The organism is Tessaracoccus luoxuelianae (assembly GCF_055326245.1).
Window position 1 is genome coordinate 72,810 of record NZ_JBUZNO010000005.1, and the last position, 14,802, is coordinate 87,611.

11 protein-coding genes and 1 pseudogene are annotated in these 14,802 nt (G+C 68.3%); 5 read left to right on the forward strand and 7 right to left on the reverse strand.

What is annotated here, in order from left to right; translation table 11 throughout:
• Positions 1-222 precede the first annotated feature (222 nt).
• Positions 223-2,742, forward strand: coding sequence for a sodium-translocating pyrophosphatase (locus ACZK39_RS08925; protein WP_463613222.1), 2,520 nt, complete (start codon positions 223-225; stop codon positions 2,740-2,742).
• A gap of 336 nt (positions 2,743-3,078) precedes the next feature.
• On the opposite strand, the pseudogene fumC reads toward ACZK39_RS08925, so the two are convergent.
• Positions 3,079-3,309 (reverse strand): annotated as a pseudogene (fumC, locus tag ACZK39_RS08930) (class II fumarate hydratase); the annotation flags it as partial.
• A gap of 338 nt (positions 3,310-3,647) precedes the next feature.
• The gene (locus ACZK39_RS08935; RefSeq protein ID WP_182798987.1) at positions 3,648-4,019 is read right to left on the reverse strand and encodes an FKBP-type peptidyl-prolyl cis-trans isomerase; all 372 of its coding nucleotides are present in this window, start codon (positions 4,017-4,019) and stop codon (positions 3,648-3,650) included.
• 212 nt (positions 4,020-4,231) lie between these two features.
• Here ACZK39_RS08935 and ACZK39_RS08940 point away from each other — a divergent pair, with 212 nt between their 5' ends.
• Genes ACZK39_RS08940 through ACZK39_RS08950 form a run of 3 tightly spaced genes read left to right on the forward strand, consistent with a single transcriptional unit; the run spans position 4,232 to position 7,042 of the window.
• Complete coding sequence (locus ACZK39_RS08940) at positions 4,232-4,849, forward strand: DUF4282 domain-containing protein (RefSeq protein ID WP_182781331.1); 618 nt, start codon at positions 4,232-4,234, stop codon at positions 4,847-4,849.
• A 37-nt stretch (positions 4,850-4,886) separates the two neighbouring features.
• Entirely contained in the window at positions 4,887-6,014 is a 1,128-nt protein-coding gene (locus ACZK39_RS08945; protein ID WP_463613098.1) for a lipid II:glycine glycyltransferase FemX, read from the forward strand.
• Between the two features lie 2 nt (positions 6,015-6,016).
• Positions 6,017-7,042 (forward strand): alanine racemase, encoded by a 1,026-nt coding sequence (locus ACZK39_RS08950; protein WP_463613099.1) that lies wholly within the window; start codon positions 6,017-6,019, stop codon positions 7,040-7,042.
• A gap of 7 nt (positions 7,043-7,049) precedes the next feature.
• Here ACZK39_RS08950 and ACZK39_RS08955 read toward each other — a convergent pair whose 3' ends face one another.
• The 5 genes from ACZK39_RS08955 to ACZK39_RS08975 all read right to left on the reverse strand — a co-directional run bounded on the left by ACZK39_RS08955 (position 7,050) and on the right by ACZK39_RS08975 (position 13,248).
• Entirely contained in the window at positions 7,050-8,393 is a 1,344-nt protein-coding gene (locus tag ACZK39_RS08955; protein ID WP_459055468.1) for a glycosyltransferase 87 family protein, read from the reverse strand.
• 53 nt (positions 8,394-8,446) lie between these two features.
• Positions 8,447-10,711 (reverse strand): transglycosylase domain-containing protein, encoded by a 2,265-nt coding sequence (locus tag ACZK39_RS08960; RefSeq protein ID WP_459055470.1) that lies wholly within the window; start codon positions 10,709-10,711, stop codon positions 8,447-8,449.
• 92 nt (positions 10,712-10,803) lie between these two features.
• Positions 10,804-11,211 (reverse strand): hypothetical protein, encoded by a 408-nt coding sequence (locus ACZK39_RS08965; RefSeq protein WP_182781326.1) that lies wholly within the window; start codon positions 11,209-11,211, stop codon positions 10,804-10,806.
• Positions 11,208-11,663, reverse strand: a complete 456-nt coding sequence (locus tag ACZK39_RS08970; protein WP_182781325.1) for a hypothetical protein — start codon at positions 11,661-11,663, stop codon at positions 11,208-11,210. The genes ACZK39_RS08965 and ACZK39_RS08970 overlap by 4 nt, the downstream gene beginning before the upstream one ends.
• A gap of 712 nt (positions 11,664-12,375) precedes the next feature.
• Positions 12,376-13,248: a mechanosensitive ion channel family protein gene (locus tag ACZK39_RS08975; protein WP_182781324.1), complete on the reverse strand. Its 873-nt coding sequence runs from the start codon at positions 13,246-13,248 to the stop codon at positions 12,376-12,378.
• Between the two features lie 9 nt (positions 13,249-13,257).
• Between ACZK39_RS08975 and ACZK39_RS08980 the strand changes: the two genes are divergently transcribed.
• Complete coding sequence (locus ACZK39_RS08980) at positions 13,258-14,781, forward strand: CCA tRNA nucleotidyltransferase (RefSeq protein ID WP_182781323.1); 1,524 nt, start codon at positions 13,258-13,260, stop codon at positions 14,779-14,781.
• The last annotated feature ends 21 nt before the right edge of the window (positions 14,782-14,802 follow it).

Sequence of the window (14,802 nt, forward strand, 5' to 3'; positions counted from 1 at the left end):
GAGGAGGGTGCGCGCCCCCGCATCAGGGAACTCGGAAATGTACTAACTAACCCCGCCCGAGTGTCATTACTACCGGGCGTAGGATGTTCGCGACGGCATGGGCGCCGTGACCTGTTTCAAGGACATGAGCACCCACATGGAAGCTCAAACAACCTCAAGGAAGACATCGTGACGAATCCCTCGCTCGTTACCCAACCCGCCACAGGGAGGCCGCGCGGTTTCATGCGCGCGGCCCTCTACGGCGCGCTCGGGCTCCTTACTCTGACCCTGGCCGCGTGCTCGGGCGGCCCGGCTGAGCCCGCCGAAACCGGCTCCCACACCTCCGAGTTCGACCTGCCACTGCCCGACCTGCACGCGGTCACGTTCTTCGGCGGGACCATCAGCGGCTGGTGGCTCCTCATGGTCGGCATGCTGATCTGTGTGGCCGGATTCGTGTTCGGGATCCTCAGCTACATCAAGCTGAAGAACCTCCCCGTCCACTCGTCCATGCGGGACGTGTCCGAGCTGATCTACGCCACCTGCAAGGCCTACCTCCTGCAGCAGGGCAAGTTCCTGATGTTGCTGTTCGCGTTCATCGGTGCCGTGATCTTCGTCTACTTCGGGTTCCTCAACACCACCGGCGGCTGGGCCCGGGTGTTCATCGTGCTGGGGTTCGCGATCATCGGCATGCTGGGCTCCTACGCCATCGCCTGGTACGGCATCCGGCTGAACACGTTCGCCAACTCGCGGACCTCGTTCGCCGCCTTGGAGGGCAAGCCGTTCAAGGTCTACGACATCCCGATGCGTTCCGGTATGAGCGTGGGCATGGTGCTGATCTCCACCGAACTCATCATGATGCTGGCCATCCTGATGTTCGTGCCGGCCGACATCGCCACCGCCTGCTTCCTCGGCTTCGCGATCGGTGAGTCGCTGGGCGCCTCGGCGCTGCGTATCGCCGGCGGCATCTTCACCAAGATCGCCGACATCGGTTCAGACCTGATGAAGATCGTGTTCAAGATCGGCGAGGACGACCCGCGCAACCCCGGCACCATCGCCGACTGCGTGGGCGACAACGCCGGAGACTCCGTCGGCCCCTCCGCGGACGGCTTCGAGACCTACGGCGTCACCGGCGTCGCGCTGATCACCTTCATCCTTCTCGGCGTCCAGGCGGACCTGCAGGCCCACTTCCTGATCTGGATCTTCTTCATCCGCGCGATCATGCTGGTGGCCTCGGCGCTGTCCTACTTCGGCAACGCGATGTGGGCCAAGTCGAAGTTCGGCGACGCCGACGAGATGGAATTCGAGACCCCGCTGACATCGCTGGTGTGGCTCACCTCGATCGTGTCCATCGTCCTGACCTTCATCATGTCCGCCATCCTCATCCCCGACGTCGGCGGCGACACCACCCTGTGGTGGAAGCTGTCCCTCATCATCTCCTTCGGCACACTCGCCGGCGCGGTCATCCCCGAGCTGGTCAAGGTCTTCACCGGCGTCCGCGCCAAGCACGTCCAGGAGGTCGTGAAGTCGGCCAAGGAAGGCGGCGCCTCCCTCGACATCCTCTCCGGCCTGGTCGCCGGCAACTTCTCCGCCTACTGGCTGGGAATCGCGATCGTGTCCCTGATGGCAGGCGCCTACGGCGTCTCCACGTTGATCGAACCCGGCGCGATGGTCGACGGCGTGGTCACCGGCGGCGTCATGCTCGTCCCGGGCGTGTTCGCGCTGGGCCTGGTGGCCTTCGGTTTCCTGGGCATGGGCCCGGTCACCATCGCTGTGGACTCCTACGGCCCGGTCACCGACAACGCGCAGAGCGTCTACGAGCTGTCTCAGATCGAATCGCTCCCCGGCATCCGCGAGGAGCTCGAGCGCGACTACGGCATCACCCCCAACTTCGAACGGGCCAAGTACCTGCTCGAAGCCAACGACGGCGCCGGCAACACGTTCAAGGCCACGGCCAAGCCTGTGCTGATCGGCACCGCAGCGGTGGGCGCCACCACGATGATCTTCTCCATCATCATGGGGCTGACCTCTGGCCTGACCACCAACGTCGAGAACCTGTCGCTGCTGCACGTCCCGTTCCTGCTGGGCCTGATCACCGGCGGCGCGATCATCTACTGGTTCACCGGCGCCTCCATGCAGGCCGTCACCACCGGGGCGTTCCGCGCAGTGGAGTTCATCAAGGCCAACATCGACCTTGAGGGCACCACCAAGGCCTCCGTCGAGACCTCCCGCAAGGTGGTGGAGATCTGCACCCAGTACGCCCAGAAGGGCATGTTCAACATCTTCCTGGGGATCTTCTTCGCCACCCTCGCGTTCGCGTTCGTCGAGCCGTACTTCTTCATCGGCTACCTGATCTCGATCGCCATCTTCGGGCTCTACCAGGCCATCTTCATGGCCAACGCCGGTGGCGCCTGGGACAACGCGAAGAAGATCGTCGAGGTGGACCTGCAGGCCAAGGGCACCGAACTCCACGACGCCAGCATCGTCGGCGACACCGTCGGCGACCCGTTCAAGGACACCTCCTCGGTGGCCCTCAACCCGGTCATCAAGTTCACCACCCTGTTCGGCATGCTGGCGATCGAGCTCTCGATCATCATCGGCAACCCCGCCATCAACGCCGTCCTCGCCGTCACCTTCGGCGTGGCGAGCATCTACATGGTGTACCGCTCCTTCTACAACATGCGGATCGACGCACCCATGCTCACCTCCGCGGACTTCGCCTACCTCAAGGAAGACGCGAAGACGGATCAGATCACCGTCGCCTGAACACAGCACTGACCGCGCGAGGGCCGGAGGCATTCTGCCTCTGGCCCTCGTGCTGTGCCGGTGGAAGACTGAAGCTGGAGTCAAGCGAAAGGGCAGTTGATGAACAGCCCACGTTTCATAGGCTTCGAGGCCGCTGCGCGGCACCTCAGCCAGGGGAAGCGGACCTGCGCGGCACCTCAGCCAGCGAGATGGACACTCCGCGGCACCTCAGATGGCGGGTGGGACCCCACCCTCTGCAACTTGCTATCCAGAGCGCGGTATCTGTGTATATACGCAGATACCGCGCTCTGGATAGCAAGTTGCAGACCCGTCCTCCCTCGGCGGTGCAGGTGAGGGCTACTTCCCCGTCATGTCCGCCGGAATCACCCACGCGTCGAAGTCCTGACCGCTCACCCCGTTGGCCAGCGCCGACTCCCGCAGCGACGTCCCCTCCTTGTGCGCCTGCTTGGCGATCTTCGCCGCCTTGTCGTAGCCGATGTGCCGGTTCAGGGCGGTCACCAGCATGAGGTTGGTCGACAGGTTGTGCTCGATGCGCGGCAGGTTCGGCTCGATGCCGACGGCGCAATGCATCGTCCACTTCGAGATCCACGCGGGGGACGTCCCGCAGGCGTCGACTTCTATGTGGCCGGCCTTCGCTGGAAGGCGGAGGACTGGACCGCCTTCACCACTTCGCCCTACATCGGGTCACGACGCACGAGGAGGGTGAGCCCGGCATCCGCTCCCCGCGGTCAGTTGACTGGTGCGGGAACCGGGTTCCGCTGCCCCGATCACCGTCCCTTGCGAACCCTAGGACCCCGCGTCCCGACGACCAGCCCTAGGGCAGCGATCCGCTGAGGAGGCGATCCCGTGTAGGAGTGATCGACGGGGCTGGCCGCGGTCGGGCCTCGGAATCCGGAACGTCAGGGTCAGTTGAGCGCGACCAGGTCGCACACAAAGACCAGCGTCTCCCCGGGCGCGATGACGCCGCCGGCGCCGCGCTCACCGTAGGCCAGGTGCGACGGGATGACGAGCTGGCGACGACCGCCCACCTTCATGCCCTGGATGCCCTGATCCCAGCCCTGGATGACACGGCCGGCACCGAGCGGGAACGACAGCGGCGCGCCGCGGCCCCAGGAGGAGTCGAACTCCTCGCCGGAGCTGAACGCCACGCCGACGTAGTGCACGTGGGCTGTATCTCCGGCCTTCGCCTCGACGCCGTCGCCCTCCACGATCTCCGTGATCTGCAGGTCCGCGGGGGCCTCGCCACCGGGGAAGTCGACTTCTGGCTTCTCATTCATGTTCGTCATGCTGCGAGCCTAACGCCCGACCCGGACAAGCCCAACCCTCCCGCCCGGGCCACCCTCGGGCACGACACGCCGCCCCAGACCGCACCCAAGCCCACCAGCGGACCCGGAGGGCAACTCCGACGGCGTTTCGTGCCCGCCGGACCCGTGACGGCGACCCGACGATGTGCGACAGTGACCGCGTACCACCCACGAAAGGACTGACGATGAGCGATCAGTACCCGCAATACCAACCCCCTTCCGACGGAGGCCCCGGTCAGCCCCAGGGCCAGCCGGACGACGCCAGACGGTTCGACGCACCCTACGGTCAGCCCGGCCCCTCCGGTTACGGCGCCCAGCCAAGCGATCCGTCGCACTACGGCGCCCAGCCTCCCGGCCCCTCCGGTTACGGACCGCAGGCACCCGCGCCCGGGTCATGGACACCCGACCCGGGCTACCAGTACCAGACCCCTCAGCCCGGGCCGCCCCACGCCGGGCCGCCACCGGGACCGCAGCCCTGGCTGGCCCCAGGCACCGCGACAAACGTCGGCAACTCTGCAAAGGGCTTCCTGGCTGCCCTCTTCGACTTCAACTTCGACACCTTCATCACGCCGAAGATCATCAAGGCCGTCTACATCGTCGTGACCGTGATCATCGGGTTGACCGCGGTGGGCTTCCTCCTCTCCGCAGTCGTCAGCGGTGAACCCGGCTTCATCGTGCTCGCACTCATCGGCGTGCCCCTGGCCGCCATCGTGTACCTCGCCATGGCCCGGATGACGCTCGAGCTGTACTTCGCCGTCGTCCGGCTCTCCGAGGACGTCCACGAGCGTCTGCCGCGACAGTGAAGCCTTGAAGCAGCCGCCGTCGCGGTAAGTTGGCGGGGTGAGTATCACCTGTGGACCCATCACCGCCGAGCAGCATCTCGCGTTCATCGAGCAGCGCGGTGCCGCGTCGTTCCTGCAGACGCCCGCCTGGGCGAAGGTGAAGCCGGAGTGGCGCGGGGAGTCGGTGGGGTTCTTCGCTGACGGCGAACTCACGGGGGTGGCGCTGGTGCTCTACCGGCAGCTCCCCAAGCTCCCCCGCTACCTGGCCTACCTGCCCGAGGGACCGGTCCTTGATTGGGGCCGCCGCGACATTGCCGCCCACCTGGAGGCGCTCGTCGCCCACGCGAAGCGCAGCAAGGCGTTCGCGGTACGGATCGGCCCGGCGCTGGTGCACCGCCGCTGGAGGGCGGACACCATCAAGGCCGCCATCGCCGACGAGGCCGTCACCCGCCTCTCGGACGTGGCGCCGGACGAAACCACCCTCGTCGGCACCCGCGTGATCAACCAGCTCATCCACGGCGGCTGGCACACCGACGAGAGCGGCCACGGCTTCGCCGCCGGGCAACCCATGTTTAATTTCCAGCTGCCGCTGCGCCACGACGACGGCACCCAGAAGTCCGAGGACGAGCTCCTCAAGGGCATGAATCAGCTGTGGCGGCGCAACATCAAGAAGGCGGCCAAGGAGGGCGTCGAGGTGCGCCGCGGCACCCGCGAGGACCTGGCCTCCTTCCACCAGGCCTACCTGGAGACCGCCGCCCGCGACGGTTTCACGGGACGCTCGCTGGCCTACTTCCAGACCATGTGGGACGCGCTCAACGCCGAGGATGAAGACCGGATGCGCGTCTACCTCGCCGAGCACGACGGCGACCTGGTGGCCGCCACCACCTTCGTCCGCGTCGGCGAGCACTCGTGGTACTCCTACGGCGCCTCCACCAACGCCAAGCGGGAGGTCCGGGGCTCCAACGCGGTGCAGTGGCAGATGATCCGCGACGCCAACGCTGCCGGGTGCGCCGTCTACGACCTGCGGGGCATCGTCGAGGGGGTCGGCGCCGATGACCCGGAGATCGGGCTGATCCAGTTCAAGGTGGGCACCGGCGGCGAGGCAGTGGCCTACCTCGGCGAATGGGACTACCCGATCAACAAGGCGCTGTACCGGGCGTTCGACCTCTACCTGAAGAAGCGCTGACGATGACGCTCACCCTCACCATCGACCGCTCCCGATGGCATGCGCACCAGCGCGCCGTCCTGGAGGACGCGCCGGGCCTGGTTCCCGTCGCGAAGGGCAACGGCTACGGCTTCGGGCTGAGGCTGCTGGCGTCCGAGTCGGCGCGTCTGGGCGTGAAGACCATCGCGCTGGGCATCGCCCAGGAGGTGCCGGCCGTGCGCGCGGGCGGGTTCGACGGCGACATCGTCGTCCTCAACCCCTGGCGCCCGTTCGACGACGCGGCCACCGCACTGCTGCACGACCCGAAGGTGATCACGACGGTGTCGCGGGCCGAGGATCTCCGCGCGCTGGCCTCGGCGCACCCGGGCGTGCGGGTCATCGTCGAGATCGAGACCTCGATGCACCGGCACGGATTGGATCCCCGCACCCTGACGGAGCAGGACTTCGGCCCGCTGACCTTCGAGGGCTGGACCATTCACCTTCCGGCCAATGGCTCGCTCGACGAGGCGAAGAGGCTGGCGGGCGCGGGCCTCGGGGTGCGCCGCGGCCCGGTGTGGGTCTCGCATCTGAGCGTCACCGACTATCGCGTGCTGCGCACCGCGCTGGGCGTCCGGACGCATCTGCGGGTGGGGACGCGGCTGTGGCTGGGGGACAAGCGCGCCTACGCCACCACCGCCACTGTGCTTGACGTGCACCGGATCACCTCGGGCTCTCCTTTGGGCTATCACGGAGTCAAGGCGCCGGGCAACGGATGGCTCGTCATCGTGTCGGGCGGCACCGCCCATGGGGTGGCGATGAGCGCACCCACACCGCAGCGGTCGCTGCGCCAGCGTGGCGTGACCGTCGCTCAGGGCGTGCTCGACGCGTTGGGGCGCTCACTCTCGCCGTTCACGATCGGCGGCCGGAAGCGCGCCTTCGCCGAGCCGCCGCACATGCACTCCTCCATGGTGTTCGTCCCGGGATCCGATGCCCCCGCCCAGGTGGGCGACGAGGTGCCGGTGACCACCCGGATGACGACGGTCACCGTCGACGAGATCCGCCAGGTCTGAGCCGGCCTCAGTCTGGGATGGGAGCCAGTTCGCCGGTGTTGAGCTCGCCCCCCAAGGGGTCCGGCCGGTCAGGCCTGCGCAACGGATCCCGCCCGGGGTCCACGATGTCGGTCAGCGACGACGCCAACACCCACGCCTCCACTGCGGCCCGGGCGATGATGGCGCCCCAGTACACGCCGTAGGGGCCCAGCTGACTGAGGGTGAGGCTGCCCGCCAGCCAGCCCCAGACGGCCAGGTAGTGGGCCACATGGGCCACCGTCACCGCCGCCCATTCCTGCCGAAGCGGCCGCGACACCAGTACCGCGAACATCACCCACAGCGAGGTCTGCGGTGGGAAGGACGGCCCGAGGAGGGTGGCGGCGAGGATCATCACGGCCACCAGCGATCCGACGCGTGGCCGCCGCCGCGACACGTACAGGTACGCCACCAGGACCGCGAGGAACAGGGCCAGGAACAGGAATCCGAGTGAACCGGCGTGCCTGAGCGGACGGCCCAGCAGCGACATCAGGTACCACAGTGAGCCGTAGCCGGCCTCCTTGTGGATCTCCTGGTGGTAGAAGCCGAACACCTTCCCGGCGTCGGCGAGCAGCAGGGGCAGGTGCACCGCGGCGACGGTGATCGCCGCTGGGCCAGCGAAGGTGAGGGCCTGCCGCAGCCCGCCGCGCAGCCCCGCCGCGACCGTCACTGCCAGGATGACGGCGAACGGCATGGTGCCGGCGCACGCGGCCAACCCCAGCACGATGCCCGACTCCAGAGCACGCCCGCGGGCGTACTGGGCCAGCCCGAGCGCCGTGATGGCCAGCGGAAGCAGGTCCCAGCTGATCAGGCCCACCGCGAACACGATCGGCGATCCGGCCACGAGGATGGCGTCCCACGACGGTGCCTGTCCTCGGCGGCCGAGCCGGGAGGTCGCGGCGATCAGGAGGAGGAAGCAGAAGAAGAGGCCGACGACGGTGATGCCGAAGAACGCGACGCTGGAGTCGACCTGGTCCTGCAGGGGCGCCCCGGGTCCGACGGGCGCGCCCAGGAGCGCCGCCGCCCGGACGGCCAGCAGGATGGCGACGCCGACCAGCGGAGAGAAGGCGAGCTTCTCCCCGCTGAACGGGGTGGCGCCGAGGCCGAACCCCTGGCCGAGGAACGTGCCCTGAATGTCGGAGTAACACAGCAGTGCGTAGCTGTTGATCTGGACCTCGGCGTCGGTCTGGACGCACTGGGTGTGCCGCAGGAACAGGACGAGGAACAGCACGGTGCCGACGGCGATCGCCCAGGGGAGCGCCGCGAACCAGAGCCCGCGCCCGGCGGCGTGGCGACCCATCGGTCCGCCTAGGCCGGGCAGCAGCGCGTTGTCCACGCCGGACACTCTAGTCCGGGGTCACCAGGCCGGAGGCCGGCCGCTGCGGGGCGTCAGGTGGTGGGGTTGGGCGTGGGACGTACCCCGGCCCCCACCCCTGCACCGGCCCCGGGTGCGTCCTCGGTGACGGTCTCCTCTACGGTCTCGCTGGGAGTGGGCGTCGGCTCCGGGCTCTGACCGGGTGGCGTCGGTTTTCCGCTCTGGCCAGGGGGCGTGGGCTCCTCCGTGGGTTCCTCGGTCGGCTCCTGCTCGGTCGGCTCCGGGGTGGGAGTCTCCGTGGTGGGCTCCTCAGACGGGGTGGGCGAGGGCGTTTCGGAGGGGGTCTCCGACGGCGACGGCGTGGGCGTGGGTGATGGCGACGCGCTCTCTGAGCCCTTCGTCGCCCGGATTTCGCGCGGCACGTCGAACTGCTCGACGGGCATGCCGTCGGTGGCCCGGGTCATGAACTCCACCCAGGTCATGAGGGGATAGCTGGAGCCGAAGAAGGTGGGATCCTGGGGGCGCTTGTAGTCGTCGAGATCCTCGTTGCCGGAGTCGCCTGCCACATACATGACGGCGGTGGAGATCTGCCTGGTGTATCCGACGAACCATGCCGAGGTGATGTCGTCCTCGACGCCGTTGGTGCCGGTCTTGCCCGCGACGGGGCGTCCCAGCTCGGAGGCGCGCCTGCCGGTGCCCTCCTGCACCACGGAGGTGAGGGAGTCTGTCACGTTGGCGGCCACATTCTGGTCGATGCTCTGCACGCCCTCGGGGTTGGCCTCGAGGAGCACCTCGCCGTTGCGTCCCTCAACCTTCGCCACGACGTGCGCGGGGTTGCGCCGGCCGCTGTTGGCCAGCGTGGCGTAGGCGGTTGCCATGTTGACCGGGCTCACCTCGGCGGCGCCGAGCGCGATGCGATTGTTGGCGTCCCAGCCGCGGCTGGTGGGCGCGCCGGCGTCGTTGGCGGCCGTGATCACCTGGTTGGCGCCGTCGGGGATCTGCTGAGTCATGTCGACGAAGGCGGTGTTGATGGACTCCGCCGTCGCCTCTCGGAGCGTGACCGGGCCGTACTGGTTGCTGAACTCGTTGCGGATGGTCTGGGTGTCGCCGTCGGGGGTGAACGTGTTGCCGTTGAAGATCGACTTGAGCGAGAATCCGTTGCGGAGTCCGGCGATGGTGGCGAACGTCTTGAACGTCGACGCGGCGGGGCGGTCGGTCATGGCCCAGTTCCGGGAGCTCGCCACGTAGTCCGGCCCGCCGTACATCGCGAGCACACCACCGGTGGCGGTGTCGACGGAGGCGATGGCGGCGTGCAGCTGCGCCGGGTCCTGGTCGCCTTCCGCGTCCTCCGCGGCCTGCGCTGTGTACTTCTGGGCGGTCTCCACGGCCGCGGCCTGCATGGACTCGTCGAAGGTGGTGGTGACCTTCAGCCCGCCGCCCTGAATCTCGCCCTCGGTGAAGCCGCTGGCGAGAAGCTCATCCTCCACCGCCTTGATGAGGAAGCCCTTCGGGCCGCCGTAGCGGTCGTTGACGGGTACGTCCGGGAAGGCGGGCAGCTGCGGGCGGGCGGCGACGTGCTCCGCGTCGGTGATGGCGCCCATCTCGAGCATGCCGTCGAGCACGTACTGGTAGCGACCGAGCAGTCGCTCCACCTTCTCAGGGCCACCGGACGGGTTGAAGCCGGCCGGGTTGTTGAGGATCGCGGCCAGCGCCGCCGTCTCCTCGATGGTGAGGGCGCTGGCGTCCTTGAGGAAGTAGGACTTGGCTGCCGCCTGGATGCCGTAGGCGCCGCGGCCGAAGTAGATGGTGTTCAGGTATCCCTCGAGGATCTCCTCTTTGGAGAGTTCCCGCCCCATCTTGATCGCCAGGAACAACTCCTTAACTTTGCGAGACAGGCGCTGACCGGAGTCCAGGTAGAGGATCTTGATGTACTGCTGGGTGATGGTGGAGCCACCCTGCAACTCGCCGCCGGTGGCGATGGACACCATGCTGCGCGCGATGCCTGAAGCCGAGAAGCCCGGATCCTCCCAGAAGCTGCGGTTCTCAGCCGCGACGACGGCGTCCTTCATCAGCTGCGGCATCTCCGCGTATTCCAGCGTGACCCGGTTCTGGACCGCGAGGGAGCCCAGCTGGGTGGTCCCGTCGTTGTAGTAGAGGAAGGTGGTGTTGGTCTGGAAGTCCGCGTTGGGATCCGGGAGATCCGTGGTGGCGTAGAGGTACGCGAAGGCGCCCAGTCCGGTCAGCCCCGTGATGATGAACAGCACAAGCGCCGTGAGTCCGATCCGCTTCCAGATCGTCCCCGCCGTCGTCTTCTTGGCAGCCCGCTTCGCTTTAGCCATAGAGGTTCTCTACTCGTCTCTTCTTGACACCACTTCCGTTCAAGGGTAGGTGTCGCGGCGCGGAGCGCCAAAGACGGGCGGTTGGTGAGTTGTCAGTACGGGTTGAACATGACGTAGATGATGACGTACACCCACGCACCGATGACTGCCGCCCCGATCAGGAGACCTGTCCACGTCGGCCAGCCCCGATCGCCCCGTTTGAGGGCGAGACCGGCGGTGGCCGCAGCAGCGATCCCGGTGACCGTGCCCACCATGTAGAGGCTCTGCGAGTCGAACTCTCCTGAGGCCGCCGCAGCCTCGGCCTCCGACGCGAAGTCAGGCGCGAAGGCGTAGCCGACGGCGGCGAGGATGAGGGTCAGGACGCCGAGGCCCAGCGCGGCCCACCCGAATCCGGTGGAACCGCCTTGGGAGTCGCCACCTTTGGCTGCTCGGACGATGAGGACGACGACGAGCGCCGCCACTGCCAGTCCGCCAAGAACGGCCAGCACCATCTGAGTCATGATGAATCCCTTCCATCCTCAACGGGCGCCGGGCGCCTCGTGCCGATCAGTCCGGCGAGCGCCGGTCCGAGAAGGATGCAAAGCAGGTAGACCCACGCGCCGAGCAGCACAAACACCTGTACAACCCCGGGCTGGAGTCCCAGGAGGAACTGGCTCAGCCCCACGACGGCGACCCAGACGGCGCCGCGCTTGAGGCCGTCGGCCACCCCGTCGGTCTTCAGCAGCCAGCCGAGCAGGAAGCTGAGGATCAGCATCCCGACGGAGGCGAGAAGGTACATCGCGTTGATCTGGTCGAGCAGCGCGGGCGGGGTGCTGCCGTCCTCCGGAGCCATCTCGTAGGGCATCGGGATGCCGAGCATCGGGCCGGTGAAACTCGCCGCCAACAAGACGAACTGGCCGGCAATCGCCAGGCCGAGGCCGGCCGCGACGTCGACGAAAACTCGCTTGATCATGAGGTCCTCCGACCACGAGTAGTACCTCCAACGCTACTCCTGAACACACCTCGGGCGCGGAAAGCGCAGCCAGCGGCTGGGCCCGACCGCCTAAATGTCAGAGCTGGTGTCGACTACGGCACCAGCTCTGACATTTAGCGAACCGGAAGGCAACGCGAGGGCGGGAGACGGCAGGGCGGCACTGCGACGCGAGGCGGGAACGCGAGGGCGGGAAACGGCAGGGCGGCACTGCGACGCGAGGCGGGAACGCGAGGGCGGGAACGCGAGGGCGGCACTGCGACGCGAGGTGGGAACGCGAGGTGGGAACGCGAGGCGGGAACGCGAGGGCGGGAAACGGCAGGGCGGCACTGCGCAGCGGTGCCCAACCCGACGATCACCCAACTGGCATCCCGCCCAGACAGGCTCGACCCAGGGCCGCCCTGCCGGGTCGCGCCCGAACGCGACGACGCCACGGGCAATCCAGTGCGGGGAGACGGGACACGAGGCACGGGCGGCCTCGACACCCGACCCGAGTCCAGCTGGCGTGTGCGTGCTGAGGTGGGAAGTGCGGCCGCCCGGGCCTCGTGTCCCGGCTCCGTGCACCGGTCCGGGGGGTTTCGACGCAGCAGCGGGGGGTTCGACGCAGCAGCGGGGGGTTCGACGCAGCAGCGGGGGGTTCGACGCAGCAGCGGGCGCTTCGCGCCGCGGCTGGCTCAACCAGCGACATACGGGATCAGGGGGCGGCGGGGCGGGCGCCAGGGAGGATCGGCCCGCGGATCCCCTCGGCGGCCAGCGCACGCTGCGCGCGGGCCCGCGCCTCCCGCATCGGCCCCCACTGCTTGTCGGGCCCCGTCTTGAGCAGGATCCGCAGCACCATCGTGCCCTCGCTCATCGACTCGACCCCCAGCACCGTCGGGTTCTCAAGCAGCACCTCGGACCACTCGGGCTCCTCCCCCATGGTCCCGACGGCGCCGCGCAACACGTCCTGCACCCGGTCCGGGTCCTCGTCGATCGCCACCGGGACCTCGACCAACGCCGTCGAGAACCCCTGCGACACGTTGCCCAGCGTCAGCACTTCACCGTTGCGCACGTACCAGACCGTGCCCGACGGGTCGCGCAGCTTCGTCACCCGCAAGGTCACCTCCTGGACGGTGCCGCGGAGCTCCCCCACCTGGATCAGGTCTCCCACCCCGAACTGGTCCTCGGCGAGCATGAAGATGCCGGACAGGTAGTCCTTCACCAGGGACTGCGCGCCGAAGCCGAGCGCCACGCCACCGACGCCTGCCGAGGCCAGCAGCGGCGCCATCGGCACCCCGAACGTGGCCAGGACGGTCAGCACCACCACCACGATCAGCACCACGTCTACGACGCTGCGCAGCAACGACCCAAGCGTGGTCACCCGCTGCCTCTGGCGCTCGTCGCCCAGACCGCCCGCCCTCGCGAGGATGGAGCGGGCCTTCGCCCCCAGGTCGTCGTTGCGGTCCTTCGGCTTGCTCGCCAGGGCCTTCACGGATCGTCTGATCACGTGGACCAGGACGGCCCGCAGTATCAGCGCGACCACGAGCACGACCGCGCTCAGCAGTACCTTCTCCCACACATCAGCCATGCCCCCATCATGACGCACCGCGATACCCCGCCCGCGGCGGAGACCTCCCCGCACCGCCGTCGGAGCGCGCACGACGTAGACTCAACCCTCGTGCCGGACCTGACTCAAGCGCAGACCAACGCGATGCATGAACTGCTGCGCATCGCGCCCGTGATCGACGACCTGGGCCGCCTGTACCGCGAGGAGGGGCACCAGCTGTACCTCGTCGGCGGCTCCGTCCGCGACGCGCTCCTCGGCTCCCTCGGCCACGACCTGGACTTCACCACCTCCGCCACGCCGGAGCAGACGCACGAGATTCTCAAGCGCTTCACGCCCACCACCTGGGACATCGGCAAGGAGTGGGGCACCATCGGCGCCTTGAAGCGGGCCGCGGATCAGGACTGGCAGATCGAGGTGACCACCTTCCGCGCTGATGTGTACCGCAGCGAGTCCCGCAAGCCCGAGGTGACCTTCGGGGACACCATCGACGGCGACCTCCACCGCCGCGACTTCACCGTCAACGCCATGGCCGTGGACGTGTCCACCCGCGCCTTCGTCGACCCGTACGGCGGGCTCGCGGACCTGGCGGACCAGGTGCTGCGCACGCCGTCGACGCCCGAGTCGTCGTTCTCGGACGACCCGCTGCGCATGATGCGTGCGGCCAGGTTCGCGTCCCGGCTCGGGTTCCAGGTGGCGCCCGAGGTGGTCGCTGCCATGACGGACATGGCAGAGCGCATCACGATCGTCTCGTCGGAACGCATCCAGGGCGAGCTGACCGGCCTCCTGCTGACGGACAATCCGCGGGTGGGCCTGGATCTCCTGGTGAGCACCGGCATCGCGGACCACATCCTTCCTGAGCTGCCGGCGCTGCGGCTGGAAGTCGACGAACACGCCCGCCACAAGGACGTCTACCAGCACACCCTGACCGTGCTGGACCAGGCGATCGAGCTGGAGAAGGCCCGCGGCCACGAGCCTGACATCGTCAATCGGCTCGCCGCCCTCCTCCACGACATCGGCAAGCCCGCGACCCGCCGGTTCGAGGGATCGAAGGTGACGTTCTACCACCACGACATCGTGGGGGCGAAGCAGGCGACGAAGCGGCTCAGGACGCTCAACTACCCCACGCAGGTGGTGAAGTCGGTGGCCAAGCTGATCGAGCTTCATCTCCGGTTCCACGGCTACTCCGACGGCGAGTGGACCGACGCGGCGGTGCGCCGCTACGTCCGCGACGCCGGCGACGAACTCGAGCACCTGCACATGCTGACCCGCGCGGACTGCACCACCCGCAACCGTCAGCGCGCCACGAAGCTGCGCCGCGCCTACGAGGAACTGGAGTGGCGGATCGACGAGCTGGCAGGGCAGGAGGAGCTGGCCGCGCTGCGCCCGCACCTCGACGGGACCCAGATCATGGAGATCCTGGGCATCTCACCCGGGCGCGCCGTCGGGGAGGCCTACTCGTTCCTGCTGGAGCACCGCACCGAGCACGGCCCCATCCCCCACGACGACGCCGTGGCGCTGCTCCAGCAGTGGTGGGCCGATCGCGGCGGCCAGTGACGCGAGCTTCCGCGGGGGCCC